The 17,777-nt window shown below is 53.9% G+C and carries 16 protein-coding genes; 8 read left to right on the top strand and 8 right to left on the bottom strand.

All coding sequences use genetic code 11. The features are described 5' to 3' along the window. Nucleotides 1-44: 44 nt before the first annotated feature. Entirely contained in the window at nucleotides 45-1,151 is a 1,107-nt protein-coding gene (gene rsgA / locus KTE_RS13705) for a ribosome small subunit-dependent GTPase A (RefSeq protein ID WP_201381748.1), read from the bottom strand. Between the two features lie 820 nt (nucleotides 1,152-1,971). After that, nucleotides 1,972-2,685 (bottom strand): zinc ribbon domain-containing protein, encoded by a 714-nt coding sequence (locus KTE_RS13700; protein WP_201381747.1) that lies wholly within the window; start codon nucleotides 2,683-2,685, stop codon nucleotides 1,972-1,974. Nucleotides 2,686-2,946: 261 nt separating this feature from the next. Here KTE_RS13700 and KTE_RS13695 point away from each other — a divergent pair, with 261 nt between their 5' ends. Beyond that, nucleotides 2,947-4,260 (top strand): RNA-guided endonuclease TnpB family protein, encoded by a 1,314-nt coding sequence (locus KTE_RS13695; protein ID WP_201381746.1) that lies wholly within the window; start codon nucleotides 2,947-2,949, stop codon nucleotides 4,258-4,260. A gap of 86 nt (nucleotides 4,261-4,346) precedes the next feature. On the opposite strand, the gene KTE_RS13690 is transcribed toward KTE_RS13695, so the two are convergent. Then, on the bottom strand, nucleotides 4,347-4,895 hold the full coding sequence (locus KTE_RS13690) for a DUF4288 domain-containing protein (RefSeq protein ID WP_201370183.1): 549 nt from the start codon (nucleotides 4,893-4,895) through the stop codon (nucleotides 4,347-4,349). Nucleotides 4,896-5,359: 464 nt separating this feature from the next. On the opposite strand from KTE_RS13690, the gene guaA reads away from it, so the two are divergent. The 3 genes from guaA (at nucleotide 5,360) to KTE_RS13675 (ending at nucleotide 9,199) form a co-directional block, all read left to right on the top strand. Next, on the top strand, nucleotides 5,360-7,006 hold the full coding sequence (guaA, locus tag KTE_RS13685; protein WP_201381745.1) for a glutamine-hydrolyzing GMP synthase: 1,647 nt from the start codon (nucleotides 5,360-5,362) through the stop codon (nucleotides 7,004-7,006). 91 nt (nucleotides 7,007-7,097) lie between these two features. Continuing rightward, nucleotides 7,098-7,913, top strand: a complete 816-nt coding sequence (locus tag KTE_RS13680; RefSeq protein WP_201381744.1) for an NUDIX domain-containing protein — start codon at nucleotides 7,098-7,100, stop codon at nucleotides 7,911-7,913. Between the two features lie 266 nt (nucleotides 7,914-8,179). Beyond that, on the top strand, nucleotides 8,180-9,199 hold the full coding sequence (locus KTE_RS13675; protein ID WP_201381742.1) for an ADP-ribosylglycohydrolase family protein: 1,020 nt from the start codon (nucleotides 8,180-8,182) through the stop codon (nucleotides 9,197-9,199). A 23-nt stretch (nucleotides 9,200-9,222) separates the two neighbouring features. On the opposite strand, the gene KTE_RS13670 is transcribed toward KTE_RS13675, so the two are convergent. Then, complete coding sequence (locus tag KTE_RS13670) at nucleotides 9,223-9,573, bottom strand: hypothetical protein (protein WP_201387072.1); 351 nt, start codon at nucleotides 9,571-9,573, stop codon at nucleotides 9,223-9,225. A 165-nt stretch (nucleotides 9,574-9,738) separates the two neighbouring features. Here KTE_RS13670 and KTE_RS13665 point away from each other — a divergent pair, with 165 nt between their 5' ends. The 4 genes from KTE_RS13665 to KTE_RS13650 all read left to right on the top strand — a co-directional run bounded on the left by KTE_RS13665 (nucleotide 9,739) and on the right by KTE_RS13650 (nucleotide 12,178). After that, nucleotides 9,739-10,377, top strand: coding sequence for a hypothetical protein (locus KTE_RS13665; protein ID WP_201381741.1), 639 nt, complete (start codon nucleotides 9,739-9,741; stop codon nucleotides 10,375-10,377). 266 nt (nucleotides 10,378-10,643) lie between these two features. Further along, entirely contained in the window at nucleotides 10,644-10,853 is a 210-nt protein-coding gene (locus KTE_RS13660; RefSeq protein WP_201381739.1) for a hypothetical protein, read from the top strand. 585 nt (nucleotides 10,854-11,438) lie between these two features. Next, nucleotides 11,439-11,768 carry a hypothetical protein gene (locus tag KTE_RS13655; protein WP_007913050.1) on the top strand — a complete coding sequence of 110 codons (330 nt, stop codon included), beginning with the start codon at nucleotides 11,439-11,441 and terminating at the stop codon, nucleotides 11,766-11,768. Next, nucleotides 11,765-12,178, top strand: coding sequence for a type II toxin-antitoxin system PemK/MazF family toxin (locus KTE_RS13650; protein WP_201370191.1), 414 nt, complete (start codon nucleotides 11,765-11,767; stop codon nucleotides 12,176-12,178). The genes KTE_RS13655 and KTE_RS13650 overlap by 4 nt, the downstream gene beginning before the upstream one ends. Nucleotides 12,179-12,233: 55 nt before the next feature. On the opposite strand, the gene KTE_RS13645 is transcribed toward KTE_RS13650, so the two are convergent. From KTE_RS13645 to KTE_RS13630, 4 genes are all read right to left on the bottom strand, one after another. Beyond that, the gene (locus KTE_RS13645) at nucleotides 12,234-14,189 is read right to left on the bottom strand and encodes a hypothetical protein (protein WP_201381736.1); all 1,956 of its coding nucleotides are present in this window, start codon (nucleotides 14,187-14,189) and stop codon (nucleotides 12,234-12,236) included. Nucleotides 14,190-14,429: 240 nt separating this feature from the next. After that, nucleotides 14,430-16,025, bottom strand: coding sequence for a WD40 repeat domain-containing protein (locus tag KTE_RS13640; protein WP_201381734.1), 1,596 nt, complete (start codon nucleotides 16,023-16,025; stop codon nucleotides 14,430-14,432). A 24-nt stretch (nucleotides 16,026-16,049) separates the two neighbouring features. Next, a complete protein-coding gene (locus KTE_RS13635; protein WP_201381732.1) occupies nucleotides 16,050-16,583 on the bottom strand; it encodes an RNA polymerase sigma factor in 534 nt (177 codons plus the stop codon). A 154-nt stretch (nucleotides 16,584-16,737) separates the two neighbouring features. Continuing rightward, nucleotides 16,738-17,571, bottom strand: a complete 834-nt coding sequence (locus tag KTE_RS13630) for a TRM11 family methyltransferase (RefSeq protein ID WP_201381730.1) — start codon at nucleotides 17,569-17,571, stop codon at nucleotides 16,738-16,740. Nucleotides 17,572-17,777: the final 206 nt, after the last annotated feature.

Below are 17,777 nucleotides of genomic sequence, written 5' to 3'. Positions count from 1 at the left end.
TGCCGAAAGCAAGCCCCCATCACATGCTGACCAGTTATAAATTTTTAGCGCTCGTCGCCGTTGTAGATGCGAACATAGCTACGATAGCGGTGCTTATCAATCACATCGTCCTCTACGGCCTGAATAATAGCACAGCCCTCTTCGTCGATATGGTTACAATCGTTAAAGACGCATTCGCCCAGGTAGGGGCGGAACTCAACAAAGCAGCGCGGAAGATCCTCTGGTGAGACATCCCAGGCAGCGAGGGCGCGAATACCCGCCGAGTCCGCCAGCCAGCCGCCAGAAGAGAGCGGATAGAGCTGCGAGCCGGTCGTCGTATGTCTACCCTTGCCCGTCGCCTCGCTAATCATCCCCGTACGAATCGCCATCTCTGGCTCAATGGCGTTCACCAGCGAGGATTTGCCCACGCCTGAAGGCCCGGTGAAGAGAGTGGTGCGGTCCTTCAGGATCGCGCGCAGGTCTTCTATCCCCTGTCCAGTGTGCGCACTACTCCAGACGATGGGGTAATCCAACTTAGCATAAAGATCGGCGGCCTCCTCCACACGCGAGGAATGAGGAAGATCGGCCTTATTAAGGCAGATGATGGAGCGAAGTTGCGCCGCCTCACAAATGACAAGGTAGCGATCCAGAAAAGCGAAATGCGGCTCTGGCTGGGCCACCGAAAGCACGATAATCACCTGGTCAAGGTTTGCCAGCAGTGTCTGCGGAATCGCTTTACGTTCCGTTGAGCCAGCGTCCAGGCGCGAGAGCTCGCTCTGGCGCGGCAGAATCTCTTCGATCAGGCCTGTACTCTCATCAAGCTTACGAAACTTGACATGATCGCCTGCCGAGAGGCGTGACTGAATAGGGTTTTCGGGTTCAGGTGCGGGTTTACTGTTTTTCTCACGTTCACGTTCGGCGCGTCGCAACTGATACTCATTCAGCTTGCGCCCTTTAGCAACAACCTGCGTGTTCTGAGACTGGACGCGTGCGAAGGCTTTCTTTAATTTTCCGCGCAGCGTACAGCGAAAGACGCCAGCATCAGTGTGAACGTCATAGATGCCATGTGCTCCATTGAGCACAACACCGGTAAGCAAAGCCGGATCATCAATCAAGCTTGTTCCCTCCCAAGGAATTGCAGGAAAAACGGCAGCCATATGCCAGGCAGACATAGCTATCTCTTGAAGAGAAGTATGCTGCACTGGTTCATCGATAGAAGAATGGCGCGCTACAAACAACGGCATGAAGGTGTCTGCCACGTGGGAGGGAGTGTCGACCTCTCAACTGGGGAAGCACTACGTTGAGAGCCTTTTCCAGTCAACCCATGGCCTCCTTATACGAAAACCAACGCCGCTCTCGCTTGTCCCCGAATGGGGGGCTAGCGCTCACGCGCTCAGGTTTTCGGAGAGGCATGACCGGAAGCGATACAGACAGGCAATACTAGCGTGCGCCAGGTACCTGCTGAACCAGGAGAATCAAGGGAACCTGACGGGCGAACGACTGTCTATAACACTCGCCTCATGCCGGACAGACAAGGTGCATTCAAGCACACAGTAACAGGTTTTGTGCTCTTGCATAGAACTGCACCTCCTTTATACTGGCTAGGCCAGAATTTGAACGAACGGTTCCTCGTACTCAAAGCATACTCGGAACTCATCGTTTTTGTCAACGTTCGCTCTTCTCATTATCGACATTTCGCCAAAATTCATTTGCTTTCGCGCCTGCGGCGCTCAAGGGTAAGATGTATGAGTTGTGGCGTGGACGAACACCCACGCCACAACTCATACATCTTACCCGAGTTGTGTGACCACAAAAAGACAAGGAAAACTCTACCACATGAGGAGAGATAGTAGGCTAGTGGGATAGGAGGAGAAGTGCGCTACATTGCGCCTTTCACTGAGCGGCCAGTGAGTCGTGTAAACATCCATTGCTTTCAGAAGGGTTACCAGGTAGGCATTGGCACTGTCGGACGATGCATATGGGTCAAAGAGATTAAAGTTCGTAGTAGAGAATGCGACCACAATTGGTGCAGACCTGAAGTTCAGGACTACGGAGCGCCTCTTGTAATTCGCTGGGGGCAAGCACGGCCAGGCACCACTGGCAAGAACTCTGTTCAACTCTGGAAATGGCTCGTCCTTGCTTGGTGCGCCGCATCAAGGTATAGCGCTCAAGCAGGTCCATTTCGAGAACTGAGGTAATCAGGGAACGCTGCTGATCGAGATTGGTGCGCTGCGCCTCAAGTTGTTGCTGGCGAGTCAGTTCCGTGGAATTGTCCCGTGACCATGACTCTTGTGCCTGCTCTAACTCGCGCGCCTGACGCTCGGAGGTTTCTTTCAGCGATTCAGTAACGTCTACAATCTCACGCAGGGACTCTTCCTGGCGAGCGTGCTGAGCTCGAAGCAGCTGGACCTCCTGCTGAAGCGCCTGCAAATCCCGCGCATTGCTCAGACTCCCACTGTTAAGGCGCTGCTCTTGCGCCTCGATACGCTTCGTCAGGTCTTCGAGATGCCATTCAGCCTCGCGTTGTGTCTGGAGACTGGCCTGCAACTGTTGCGCAATGCTCTGCTGCTCAGACTGTAGCTTACGCAGCTTATAATTGTTCTGAAGAGATTGCTGAAGGGACTGAAGCTCAGCCTTGACGCGGTCGAGATCCAGGTCGAGCTCCTGTAGCTGGAACAACCGCGCGGCTAGCTGGGTCGTACTCATGAGTAGAATTTCTCCTTTCAGCGCGTCCGACATTCTACCATAGATTACTATTGTACTGCTATCCAGGAGGAACATCAATAGCATTTTCCCTTTTGCCTACATTATTCACCGAAAACGCCGCAGGATGCCCCTGCCCTTTCAGGCATGGGGAGGAATGCGGCATTCCTTTGGAGGTGGCTTGGGTGGAATACGCCGTAGACATGCTTTCATCTGCTCATGTATTATTGACAGGTAGATGAAAACTATGATATAATTCAGACTATGAAAACGGTATTAACAGCGAAACTCAAATTGAATACAACACCCGAGCAATTCAAGGCTTTACGCTCTACACAACTGGCATATCGTGATGCTCTCAACTATGTGAGCCAGTACGCCTTTGCGAATGGCAAAGTGAGTAATGCTATTCGTTTGCAAGATGCCACCTATGATGAGATCCGCCTCCGTTTTCATCTGCCTTCGCAAATGGCCTGTTCTGTTCCTCGCCAGGTTGGAGCCTCGTATAAAGCCCTCTGGACAAAGGTGAAGAACAATGCTGCTCATCGTAAGGCAGGTCTCACCAAGAAACGATATAAAGGGCTTGATCAGGCTCCTACGTTTCTCTCTCCCACGTTGACCTACCAGTATAAGAAAGACTACACGTTCAAGAAAGAGCAGCACGTGAGTCTTCTCACGCTCGATGGACGTATCGTTGTGCCCTATACTGGCTACAATAAGCATGTGGCATTGATCCAGCGTGGTACGGAGATTGGTGCATCGAAACTCTGGTATGACAAAGCCAAGAAGCAATTTTACCTCCTTGTCTCCCTGGAAGTGGAGATGGCTGATCCTACCCCCGAAACACACAAGCAAGTCGTTGGCGTGGATGTGGGGATGCGATACCTTGCCGTCACGGCGACAATGCAAGGCGATTGCACCTTCCATGCTGACATCTCTACGGTTGCCAAATCACACCACTCTGCACGACTGAGAAAGCGTCTGCAAAAAAAAGGCACTCGTTCTGCAACGAGAAGGCTCGTTGCCATCAGTGGACGAGAGAGACGGTTGAAAGCAAACGCCAATCATGTCGTGAGTAAACGGATTGTTACCCACTATTCGCAGAGCTTGATTGGACTGGAGCATCTGACAGATATTCGCGAGCAGACCAAACGACGGAAAGGCAAAAAAGCCAGTGCAAAACAGCGCAAAGCCAATCGTACCTTCTCCAAATGGGCTTTTGGTGAGTTGCACGCGATGATCGCCTATAAAGCGCTCTTGCATCAAAGTATGGCAATCAAGGTGGATGCCAACTATACCTCGCAGGCCTGCCCCCAATGTGGGCACACCTGCAAAGAGAATCGCCCTCACAAGGGCTTGCTCTTTGTCTGTCAGAATTGTCAGTACACGCTCCATGCCGATCTGGTTGGCGCGAGGAATATTGCGATGCGAACGCTTCTTATCCGGCAAGACTGGATAGGAACGGGCCTCTTGTCAGTACGCCCTGATGTGTCGGACGATGAAGCCAAAGCAGCACGCCTGAAAAGGTATGCTGAATTGCGGTGGAGTTCAGACACAACTCCAAGCCCTCGGCTTTAGCCGTAGGGTACTGACATTTTTCATAAAGAGATAGAAAACAGGGTGTTCTGGTGCGTACGCGCCAGAACACCCTGTTTTCTATCTCTTTATCTATAGTCTTCGCGTGTGTCGCGAGGCTCACGTAGAATACGCTCTACCTCGGCCAGCACAGCCTGGGGATCGATCTCTTCCAGATCTTCTTCAGCGGTTGCGGACGCTTCAACCTCGTAGGCTGGCTGCGGCACCTCCTCTAAGAGTGCTCGCGCGCGAATATCGGGAACATCTGAATCTTCCTCTTCATTCCACTGGCGAAAGATATCCAGCTCATCCTTGGGCAAGAGCATACTCTGAATCTCATCTTCATCGAGACCCACCCACTGATAATAGGTAATCTCCTCCCCATCCTCCAGATCGGTATAGATCTCCGTCAGGTTGCTCAACCCACGGAAAGTCGAGGTTACACGCTGGCCCTGGGGATTCTCATAGACCATCTCCCCCTCCTGTCCATGAGCCATAGCCTTCTGGAATGCCTCTTCTGCAGAGTTCGCCCGAATCAGGACAAGGTTTCTATGGACAACATTCTCTTCCGCCCCCTCCACATGAATCTCCTCAACTATTTCGGCAACATACCATTTTCCCTGTTTAGACGCCCCCATAGCATGTTCCTTTCTTGCTCGGACGCAGGCCCTGCTTCGATTCCCAGGGCATCTCAAAAATCACCTCTTCTTCTTATTCGGCTCCAGACTTCGCTTTCATAAGCAACCCAGGCGCAAAGAGAGAGAAAAAGGCTATTCTTTGATCCACCCTGCTTCGACTCCTACTTTGACGATGACGAAGGTACAATCTGTGGTATACTCAAACATCATATCTTAAATTGAGGTAAATGTGTAGAGGTCTACACGCGAGTATCGTCCAGTATGAGGATGTGGAGTTGGAAATGCCGCGGCATTTCCAACTCCACATCCTCATACTGGACGATTTAAGGGACGAGAAACTAGTACAAGCGGCGTATAGATCAAACTATTGACCGCTTTGGACGATTAGATATACTTGCAAGCAATGCTGACTGAATTATTTTGCTTTTCTCCACTATAACATCGATATTAACAAAGAGGGATATATGCAACTGGAGCGCCGTCAGGCAATTATTGTACTAGATTATGGATCGCAGGTTAGCCGCCTAATCACACGCCGCATTCGTGAGTGCCACGTGTATAGCGAGCTGGTGCCTGCCTCGACCACGCTGGCCGAGCTGCAAGCCAAAGACCACCTGGATATCAAGGGCTTTATCCTCTCGGGCGGCCCCTCAAGCGTCTATGACGAGGGCGCCCCAAGCTGCGACCCGGCCATTCTCCATAGTGGCCTGCCTGTACTCGGCATCTGCTATGGCATGCAGCTCATGGCCCAGCAGCTAGGCGGCCACGTCGAGCCCAAGCATGGTACACGCGAGTATGGGCCCGCCACCATCGAGATTGTGGCCGACGCAGAGCAGGATTACGCGACCTATCGCATCTTCGAGGGCCTCAAGCCCTCCCCGGAGCAGACTACCCACCTGGATCGCCCCGCGCAACATACCCCGCTGCGCCTTCCGGTCTGGATGAGCCACGGCGATAGCGTGGACCAGCTCCCCGAGGGCTTTAAAGTCCTGGCAACCACCGAGAGCAATCCCGTCGCGGTTATCGCACACCCCAAGGGGCTGATCGGCTTCCAGTTCCATCCCGAGGTCACGCACACCCCCCAGGGCAAAGAGCTCATTAAGAACTTCCTCTTCCGTGTCTGCGACTGTGAGGCCAACTGGACACCGGAGAAGGTCATCGACGAGACGGTCGAGCGCATTCGCCAGCAGGTCGGCAAAGAGCGCGTCCTCTGCGCCCTCTCGGGCGGCGTTGACTCCGCCGTTGCAGCCCTGCTAGTCCATAAGGCCATTGGCGATCAACTCACCTGCATGTTCGTGGATACCGGCTGTATGCGCGAGGGCGAGGGCGAGCAGGTCGTCGAGACCTTCCGCAACCACCTACATATTCCCCTGGTCGCTATCGACGCCGAAGAGCGCTTCCTCGGTAAGCTAGCCAGTGTGACCGATCCCGAGCGTAAGCGCAAGATCATCGGCGAAGAGTTCATTCGCGTCTTCGAGGAAGAGGCCGTCAAGCTCGCTACAGAGCAGGGCAAGATCGGATTCCTGGCCCAGGGCACGCTCTACCCAGACGTCATCGAGAGCACCAGCCACGACACCGCCAATACCGCCAAGCGCATCAAGACGCATCACAACGTGGGTGGTCTCCCCGAAGAGATGGTCTTCAAACTCGTCGAGCCACTGCGCATGCTCTTTAAGGACGAGGTGCGCGAGATTGGCCTGGAGCTGGGCCTGCCCGAAGAGTGGGTCTGGCGCCATCCCTTCCCCGGTCCCGGCCTGGCCATTCGCGTTATCGGCGATATCACAAAAGAGAAGCTCGACATTCTGCGTAAGGCCGACAAGATCGTCATCGACGAGATCCGCCGCGCGGGCGTCTATCGCGAGCTAGGGCAGGCCTTCGCTGTGCTCACCCCCATTCAGAGCGTGGGCGTCATGGGCGACGGTCGAACCTACGGCAATCTCGTTGCTGTGCGCGCCGTGACCACGGGCGACTTTATGACTGCCGACTGGGCGCGCCTCTCGCCCGAACTCCTGGCGCGCATCTCCAACCGCCTCGTCAACGAGGTCCACGAGATCAACCGCGTCGTCTACGACATCACCTCCAAGCCACCCGCCACTATCGAATGGGAATAAAAATACGCTGAGAACATGATGCGGCTGGCGGCCGATGGCCGCCAGCCGCATCATGTTCTCAGCGTATGTAATACATAGAGAAAGGTTATTTATGTTGGAATTTGAGATCCTGGCGCAAGGCTGCTTCCCAGCAGACAAGGTCGACATTCTCTATCAGCCAGAGGAGCGTATGCCCTTGACTCCCGCCATTCAGGCCTGGATGGACGCGCTCTGGGAGGAGAGGCTGAGCCAGGCCCGCGCCCTCAACAAGCGCCTCTTTGATGCCCCGCTCTACCGCCTCGTAGGTGCCGAGACAACGGGCGAGAGGCTCACGCTCCACCTGGGCGATACCAGCTATAAAGAGTATGTCACGACACGCGAGGCCAGCTTCGCCCGCGAGCGAAGGCGCGACGAACTGGGGAACGCCATCGGCGTCTGCTCCGTGGTCGAGACCAGCGATAACTATATCCTGCTAGACAAACGCCAGGGTGTCGACGTTTATGAGGGACGCTATCACGTCATCGGTGGCTTCTTCGAGCGTGGCCTGGATATCCAGGGACAGCGACCAGATCCCTTCGCCGCCATTCGCCGCGAGATCCGCGAGGAGACCGGCATTCAAGAGGCCGATATCCGCGAACAGTACTGCCTGGGCGCAGCCTACGACCTCGCCATGCCCCACGGCGAATTCCTCTTCCTGACGCGCCTGCATATTCCTCTCTCCGAGGTCCAACAGAGAGAGCCCGAAGAGGACGAAATCAAAGAACTCCGCTTCCTGCACGCCACAGAGGAGAGCCTACGCGCCTTTATCCTAGAGCACCATGGACGCATCTCCGCCACTGGTGAACCCAACCTCCTGCTCTATGGCGCCTGGAAGTTCGGCCAGCCCTGGCTCGCCTCCCTACTCCCAACCCTGGAGAGCCTGGCATAGCCCAGCATATTTCTAATCCAAATATTTCCCATGCTAACTCTGCTCTACAACCACCTCGCTAACTCTGCTCTACAACCACCTCCAGGGTAAGGGGTCTGTATACCTTTTGCGCGGCGAATGCCGCGCAAAAGGTATACAGACCCCTTACCCTGAGCGCCGCAGGCGCGAAGTGTCGCGATCTCTCATGACAAAGATTGAACAGGTATGATATAGTATCTCAACATATTCGATGTTTCGCCGGGCCGATAGTAGAGGATTTTTTTGAGATGAATAAGGAAAAACAGAGAAGAGCGTCGGGGAGCCTGTTCGGGCTGGCATTTGGCGACGCCCTGGGAGCCGATACAGAGTTTATAAGCGTCGAGCAGATTAGCGCGAAATATGGGCCAGAAGGGCCAGGCGAGCTACAGGGTAATCCCGCCCGCGTGACTGATGATACGCAGATGACGCTGGCAATTGGAGAGGCACTCCTGGCCGCCAAGAAGCCCTATAGCGCCGATACGTTGGAAGAGCCGCTGCGCGCCGCCTTTATCGCCTGGGATCGCAGCCCAGATAATAATCGCGCGCCCGGCAATACCTGCCTCCAGGCCTGCGAGGGGCTGGCGCGTAACCTTCCCTGGCAGAATGCCACTGTCATCAGTTCCAAGGGCTGTGGCGCTAATATGCGTGTAGCACCAGTGGGACTCCTACGCACCGAGCAAGACGAGGCGACGCCTGAGACGCGTGCCGCCATCGCTCAGTTCCAGGCCGCGCTCACCCATGGTCATCCGACCGCGCTCGCGGCCTCCGATCTGACGGCCTGGTGCATCGCCGACCTTGTGTCAGGCGGCGAACCCGAGGGACTCGTCGAGCGCCTGCGGGATTATGCCTTGAGCCAGCGCAGCGTCTACCATCAGCTCTGGCTGGGGCCGCTCTGGCAGATCTCGCTCAGCAATACGCCACAGGAGTTTATCGAGCGTGGCTGGGATGAATGCCTGCAGGTACTTGAGCGGCTCGATGTCGCACTGAAGCAGCCAGACCGCCAGAGTGATCCCTGCTTGCAGACGGGCGCAGGCTGGATCGCCGAAGAGGCATTCGCCACTGGCCTGCTCTGCTTCCTGCTCTATCCCGAAGAGCCTATTAAGGCCATCCAGCGTGCCGCGACCACCAGTGGCGACTCCGACTCCATCGCCTGCCTCACCGGAGCCTTCGCGGGCTCCCACCTGGGCCTCGAAGCCTGGCCCCAGGCCTGGCTCGACCGCATCGAATACCGCGATCGCCTGGCAAAGCTAGGAGCAACCTGGGATTAACAACTTCGCCAGGGGTACTGGCTCTATGAATGATACTCCGCGATGACCTCGATGGGGCCAACAATATTACGGTTGAACCCATTCAGTTCCTCAGCCGGAATCCAGTACTCCTGGTGAATCGCGCTACCCACTTTTTGCACCTCATAGCGATCGAGAAAGGCCTTGCGCACCTGGAAACGCGTCACATACCCTGAATTGCCATCGCGGGCGTTCCAATCACGAGCAATCTGGACAGCATATTCCTCAAAGAGCACAGGATAGAAGATAGGTTGCCAGAAGAGGCGCGGCGGAAAGGCGGTATACAGGCTCTCCGCAATCAAGGCCAACTCCTCTGAGCCAGTAGGACGATACAGCGTGATGGTCTCCTCTTGCATAAGTGACATCCTTTCACACCCCCTTACCCCTGAGCCAAGGCAAGAGCTGGAAAGCCCAGGGTTACGACTTACAGATAGCATATTAAGCGATTTATTGATAGAATAAAGGGAAACTTCCCACAAAACAATAAGTAAACCAGCTTCTATCCATGAAGGATTAACGATATGGCAACTTACGCGCAAATTCAAACCTATGCAACCTATGAAGATCAAGAAGACTTCGCAGAACTCCTGACCCGCTACCAGGACACGCTGAAAGAGTTGGGCTGCGACGACCAGGGCGTCCTGGCATGGCTGGACGAGATCACATGGCCCGAGAGCGAAGAGGAAAGCTTTGGCGACATCTATCCCGCTACCTTTACTCTCCGGCCTGCGCAAGGCGAACCCATTACTTGTTCTGGTATTGATGTCTCGCTCTATCCAAATATTGGTACGCCAACCCTGGATGAAGAGCCACAGCCCTGGATTGGCATCAATCTGCAATTTGAAGACGAAGCCCTGCTTACAGAGACAGGCGCGACCTATAAACCAGAGATCGGGGCCGGCATCTGGCACATCCTGCGCGTCCTGGCCAACAATTTTCCCGAACTGGGCGTCTACTTCACAGAGGAGTGGCAGGAAAACCGCTCCTGGCGCTCCATCGTTGAGGAGGCAGGCGACCCCTGGGCCTTCGACCTGGCAATCTTCCCTCGCAAGCTCGCCGCCTATTTCGAGGAGATCCCTGCCGGCTATGAAGGTACCGTTACCGACGAAGGCTTTGGCTTTGCCCAGAGCAATCGCTGGTCCCCCCTCCCCTGGAAATAATCAGATTAATTGCGACAGGTAGTACTATACTACCCGTCGCAATTAATAAACTCATATGTCACAAAATCAAGGTTCCAACGTCTAGTTGTATAGAGAGGAAAACCTTGATTTTCTTTTTGGTCTTATCAAACGCTGATTTTTTTAACTGGCAGCTATTTTTCTCGTCTACCTTATCGACATGTCTTACCTTCATTGGCGAAGGAACGCTTGCAAGGAGCGCAAGGGGGTCATGAGGTGAAGTCAACACAAGAAGGAAGGACACGCATATGCAGCAGGACGTTCTACAGGACTTTTTTATCTATGTCCCAACACTCGACCGCGTTGACGAAACCCTCACACAACACGCCACAAACACACCAGAAGTTGGGGAGAAGCTGAAGGGGTTAGCGATGGACAAAAAGTGGCAGAAAATCGCGCTGGCAGGCCAGCTGGTAATCTACGCTAAATTGCCAGAGGAAGAGGCCAACTGCGCATAGTCCCCATAGAAGCGTTCAGATGTATTGTAAGGTATGTGGTGGTGCCCTGGTTCTGCCAGGGCACCACCACATACCTTATTCATTAGATGAGAAAGTGGCTGCTCTCGTAGCAGAGTTCGCCATCGGCGTAGACCTTTCTCTAACCTGGGATCCGTCATAAAATAATTCCTTCCGCTAACAAATAAACCTCGTGATTCATACGAGCAACCTCATCTTCAAGTTGTATAGGAAATTTGTCCAGCTCCGCTTACTGTTTTTCTAGAACCACTCGACTAGCTATCGTAGCGTCACTTCAAAGGCTTTCTATACATGACTTTATAAATAAAAGCGAACATGCTTATAGGCGCATTAGTAGACGGAGCTGTTTTTTAAGGAAGCAAGCAGGTACAGATTTATGTTGGCATGCCGATAAAGTAAAGCAAGAAAGCTCTAGAAGCTTTACGAAAATACCGCAAAACTACAAATCCCAATTATTAGAATTTCTTATTTTTCTCAGCAAACCAGATCCAGATTTATTGACTTTTGCTTAGGCGACAAGTACAATAGAGAGAGTAAGACGTCGTGTACAGACCAGGAGGCATCTTCATGGCTATTGCGCATACCGACTTTTACCGTCATGAGAACCTCGTTCGCAAATCCATTCAAATCCCCTCAACACAGCACAAGGAGCTCAAAGCCCTTGCAGTTGAACTAGACTCCTCACTAGGAGATGTAGTGGAGACTATCATGGAACTCATGCGCCAGGATAATTATCAGCAACTCAAATCAGCCATTATTCAGAAGCGCGAACGCGAATTATCTTCCTCACTTAATTACTCCCTCGACGAAGCCTACGCTTATCTTGGTTCCCTTCCAGAAACGCTAGAAGACGCCCAGTTCTTTTTTGAGGCCGGGCATGAAGGTATGGTTGCATGAGCGAAGAGGCCAGGCATGTCCGGGCCAGCCCCAGAACGTATGATGTGCAGCAAGTAGATTACCCACAACCTCGCCGAGGCGAAATATGGGATGTTAACTGGTCGCCCGGACGTGGAGCCGAACAACAGGGCACACGCCCGGCTTTAATTATCCAGAACGACCGTGGTAACGGCTCAAGAAATTATCCGCTTACTATCGTCGCCTCCATGAGTCGCACGGAACGCGAACTGCCATTGCATGTGCGTATCTCCCCCAATGCAGAAAATGGGCTGACCGATTACACGGATGTCAAATGCGAACAACTGATGACGATTGAGAAATCACGTCTCTTACGCCGCAGAGGCGTCATCACCTATGAAGAGATGCAGCGCGTCGACTACGCACTCAAACTCAGTCTCAGCATCTCCTAAACACAAATAAAGCATAAAAAAGAAGTACGGCCTAGCCGTACTTCTTTTTTATGCTTTAGGATACCTTGCTTCCTTCTTCGGTGGCCTCAAGTGAGACGACCTGGTGGGGCAGGGGGCGCGGCATCTTCTGCCGCTTCAGGTACGCGACCTCGTGCTCAAGGATACGCTTGGTAATGGCAATGGTAGTGGCGTAGGTCGAGTCCATACCAAAGTAGGAGAGACTGCCCGCGCCCAGGTTCTTACCTCGCGTGTAGGGCGTATCTGAGGCGTAGTGTAGCAGGCCCACTTCGTAGGGGAGGCGCGCGAAGTTGATATTCTCGCCTACCGGGTAGCGCGTGAGGTACTGGTCTTCATAGACCGCGTTGAGGTAGGGGCCACTCTCCATCTCGACAACGGTGTAGTTGGCGCGATAGTAGAAGTCCAGGTACTGACGGTTCTGCAGGTACGTACCCTTGGCCGAAATGGCCTTCTGGTTATCCAGCACGGAGCCATAGATCAGGTAGGGCTGGACATCATGCGCCGTAAAGCAGTTGTCGAGCCAGTACGTGTTCTGGCTATGCTCGTCCAGCACAACGTTAGAAATCATGACATCGCCAATGCTGCCATTGAGCGTCGCAGCCTTGCCCAGGATATAAATGCCGCGTAGCTGCGCCAGGTTCTCCATGATCTCGCGCATCATCCGATAGGCTGCCATGCCCAGGGGATAGTCGATATTCAGGATCAAGGCCTGGCTCTGGGCCAGGTAGTCGAGGTGTGGCATACGACAGCGCGGGTCGATCTCGCCTGGATGTAGCTTGGAGAGGTCGAAGATCTGGGCATCGATCTCTACCCCATGGCGCGCATCCACGCGATAGATGCCTCGCGCTCGCTCCTCCTCCTCGCGCTGGCTCAGGAACTCTTGACCCGCGGGCGTATTGACCCACTCGCGGCCTGCGAAGTAGAGGAAGTTATGCCAGTTGCCCGGAACCTCGCCCTCCTGCAACTTGCGGCATTCCGCGTTCAGGTAGGGATCGTTGCCTTTGAGGGCAAAGCGCGTTAGCTCCTCCTCGCGATTGAGCAGGGAGCCGGAGAGGACGTTCACCATGCTATGGGTATTGCTGGAGACGAAGTAGATTGGGCGATTCTGCACGTTCAAGCTCTCCAGCACATCTTTGACCGGATTCCACCACTGGCGCGTGGCGCGGACGTAACCTACATGCGAGCCACCCAGCATGCGCAGGCGGAAGTTCTTGCGCTGCTGACCCATACTCAGCAGGGTCTCCCACAGTTGATCGCCCCAGATGACCTCCAAGCGATTCCAGTCGTCGGGCGCGATATGCAGGCGCTCGCGTAGCACCTTACTGATCTCTGCGAAGACGGGCGAGCTACGATCCATGCGTGTCTCCAGCAGCTTGATCGTCGTCGGGTCCTCGTTGATCAAGTAATACATCTTGTTCCATTCGATCTGGAAGGCCACCAGCACAGGCACGATATCATCGGTGTCACTGACGCTGGCGACGTAGGCCGCCAGGGTCTCCTTGCCATCATAGAACCACTTGCGGCGCCTGGCCGAGGCCGTCACGGCCTGCCAGCTATTGACCGGGAAGTTATGCTGCACAAAGACATCCTCGGACTGCCCCAGCAACACCAGGTTACAGTGCAGGATAGAAATTGGCAGGCGCAGCACACTATAGATGAACGCCGACATATCGGGCTGTGGCACGCGCGCATCGGGGTGCAGGATCGAATCAATGTTGTAGTGCGCCTGCACCAGGGCCTTCAGATTAACCTCGCCGGAGCTACGCAGCATCGTATTGTAGGTGCGGATGTATAGCTCAACATCACGCTTGCCGGCGGCATGGAAGCGCTCGCCGTACTCAAGTGAGGATAGGACGGCGATATGGTTGCGCTCGTTTAGGACTTCGTCGATTCCGTGTGTCTCTTCTTGCATGGGGATGTGTGTCTCTTCTATCACTTCACGTCGCTGAAATTGGTCACTGTACTCGTTGTTCTCTCGTGTCTTCCGTGGCATAGCGTTACTCTCTTTTTCTGGGGGACTTCTTTCATCCTATCTATTACCGTAATGTTTCCAATAATTATACTCGCCAGGCAATCTTATTGGTAGGGTAGCGGTACCGCGTGAGCCTGCACACCATCTAAGCACAGCTTTTCCCGGCAAAACTCTTGTTTTGGGCAGTCGTCTTCAAGAGAAGAAGCAGAGAGGTGGTCGCTAAGCAACCACCTCTCTGCTTCTTCTCTTGAAGACACTCTTTTATTTAGTGGGAGCACCCCAGATCTTCACATCAACTGTGACATTGTTTGTTTTCTTGCCTATTGTAAAAGTATTCATACTTGCTGTGGCAATGAGAGTATCATCGGGCGACCAGGTAACCCCCCTCATTTGTGTATCGTTTTGCACGTTTTTTTCCTGGTAGGTGAAGAGCGTCTTCCCGTTCATAGGGTCCCAGATCTCCACTTTCTCCACCCCTATCTGATTGCCTTCATTCGGCCCACTCGCGATTGTCTGTATCTCATTCTCAACCATGGCAATACGTTTGCCATCATGCGACCAGGCTAGATCCTGCACACCAGCATTTGGTGAGCGTGTCACGATAGGCGTGCCTGTTAATGCCTGCCAGACCTGAATCTGTGGCTTAGTATTGATCTCCCCAAAGGTATTGCTCCCAACCTGGACATCCATACTCACGGCCAGATACTGGCTATCCGGTGACCACGCTATCCCACCCATTGACCCATAGCCTTTCGCTTGAACGGTATTAATGAGACTACCTGTCTTTGCATCCCAGACACGAACAGTTTCATCCCAATTTTGTGAGAAGGAGGCCAGGTATTTGCCATCTGGCGACCACAACACGCGATAGGGATCGTCAGTATGGCCAAACAGCCTCTTAACTACTTCCCCGGTATGGCTATCCCAGATGAGAATTGGATGATCCTGCGGATCACGAGAGTTATTGATCAGGTGGCCCAGATTAGTGGCAATATACCTCCCATCTGGTGACCAGGTCAAGCTCGTTATGACGGTACCACCACTACCACTATGTGGAGTCAGGGGCGTCAATACGCTCGTAAGCGTATTTCCGGTGTTGGTCGTCGATTGCTTTGGACCAGTGACCAGGACCTTGCCGGTATTTGCGTCTATGATCTGTACTGTATCGGCGGCTATCGCGAGGCGCTGACTGCCATCGGGTGCCCAGGCCACGTTTTGAATAGGGCTATATTTGCCAGTAGGGTAATAGGTAACCTCTTTTTGCCCATTCGTGACATCCAAGATGTGTATGTCATTCCCTACCATGACGATATGCTTGCCATCCGGTGACCACTGCAAACCCATGATAATACTGTCTTTCACTTTATAGGTATAAGCAACCTGGCCTGGTTTAACCTTGGCAGGCAATGTCATCGTTGCTTTAGGTATCACCGTAGAGTGGGGTAAAGTAACGTTTCCTCCCTGGGCTGAGCGCGCCCGGTAGAGGACAGTGAGCAGGCTGCCCACGACCAGGGCCGCCACCAGAACAGCGGCAATGAGTGTGAAAGCTCGCCGGGTGGAGGCAAAGCGCTGCTGGCGTGGTCCGCCTTGCGTTTGGCCAGGCGTGCGCGATGAAGGCATATGCATGGGGATGATCTTCCCCTCGTTATTCAGAGAGCGCTGCGAGCGATTGCGCGCGCGAATATGCTGCCAGGCGTAGTTGAGCGATTGCGCATCAGCCTGGGCATCCGCCTGGTGGAGCCGTTGTAGATCAGCCACCAGTTGCATGTTGGGTTCATTTGGTCGAGCCTGCGCCAGCGCTTGCTCGATCTGCGTATCTATGTCTTTAGCGTTGAAATGTTCGTTCGATGTAGCCATAGTGCCTATCCCTTTTAGTACTTCTCATTTGTGCTTCTCGTAGATGGAGCGGAGGGTATTGAGGGTGCGCGAGAGCAGCATGCGTACTGTCCCCTCGCGTTTGTCGAGGATGTGCGCGATCTCCGCGCTACGCAATCCATTGACAAAGCGAAGGTAGAGGAGCTTCCGCTGGAGCTCCGGTAATCCCTGTACATGTGTACGCAGCAGCGCATGGCGCTCTGTGCGCATGGCGTGTTGTTCCGGCTCCTGATCTTCATCGAAGTAGAGCGCGTCCGCGACCTGTTCTATGGGCGATACCTGGCGGCGCTTCAGACGACGATGCAGATCGACCGTCTTGTTCTGCGCCACCCGCCACAGGTAGGCTCGCTGTCTCTCTATGAGCACATTCTGAAAGTTTTTCTGTTCAAGCGCCGCCAGGAAGACATCAATGAGCAGGTCCTCGGCATCCTCACGCGTCGGTGTATGCATGCGCAAGTAGGCAAAGATCTCCTGAGCGTAGCGCTGGTAGAGTTCAGCCGCGAAGGCGTCATCCCCGGCTGACGACAAATGTTGTTGCATGGTTCCGTCCTACTGTAGTTCTTCTCGCTAGCGATTTCACTGCATATGTCGCTCAAGAGTTAAAAACGCCACATAGTTATTTATATGGTAAGGGTATGTGATGATACTGGGTTGGTGGAGCCAACCCAGTGTCATCACATACCCTTACCATATGTTACTGTTTTTGTAGGATGACGATGTACTGGTGGGCGATGTTGGGGATGTAGGCGAAGGGGTAGCCGTAGGGACGCAGGCGTGTTCCGGTCTGGTACCAGATGATCTCGCCTTTGGGGATCAGACCGTGGAGGCGAGCACGGCGCGCCAGGTCGACGTGGGTAAAGATGTACTCACCATGCTGGTAGGCGTCGCGCACGATGATGACCATGTATTTCCTGGGCTTCAGGAGGCGGGCACACTCTTGAAAGATATGCTCCATGGCCTCTAAGTAAGTCTCATAGCTGGTCAGGTTGGCAAGGTCGGCGGGATCATCTGAGCGCATATCGTAGGTGGTGCGCCGGCTGGCGTGCTGGTTCGCCTTGCGCTTGCCCGACATGGTCTGGGTCATGTGAATATTGTAGGGGGGATCGGTGGCGATAAAGTCAAAGCTGGCGCTCTCCATCTCGCGCATGAGCGTCAGGCAGTCGCCATGCAGCATAGGCTGGGGCAGCAACTGGTCCTGGTTCTCTTCCAATACACGCTGGTAGATCTCTACCCATTGCGAATTAATCTCGATCCCCAGGGCCTCGCGGGGTTTGGCACAGATTGAGGCACCTATAAGCGTTCCGCCGACGCCCGCGAAGGGGTCGAGGACACGTGCGCCTGGCTTGGTAAAGAACTCTATCAACTGGCGCATGAGCTGTGGGGGCTTGTTCGCGCCGTGGGCCTTGCGTAGGTGATGGCTATATTCTGAGGGGTATGAGGTCGTCAGGATGCTACGAGTAAAGTAGACCCATTCGGATCCGTTTAACTCATTGAGTCCATTGCGCGATGACACATCTTGTTTCTTCATACACGCTCTTCCCCATATACTTACTGTATAGATCTATGCTCAAAAACAACACTTTTTCTCTCGAAATCATGCGACTAATTACCTGCGCAAAACGTAAATTTATAATAGGAGGTGTCACTAAAACGCGGGGTCTCCCCATGTCCTGCGTTTCCCCCTGGTGATGCCTTCTTTTCGTGTAAAAGTATGTAGCAGGGGCTGGGCTGGAT

The sequence above is a fragment of the Ktedonobacter sp. SOSP1-85 genome (assembly GCF_016587415.1).
GTDB lineage: Bacteria > Chloroflexota > Ktedonobacteria > Ktedonobacterales > Ktedonobacteraceae > Ktedonobacter.
The sequence above is the reverse complement of the archived record's forward strand: the minus strand, read 5'-3'. Positions and strand labels throughout refer to the sequence as shown.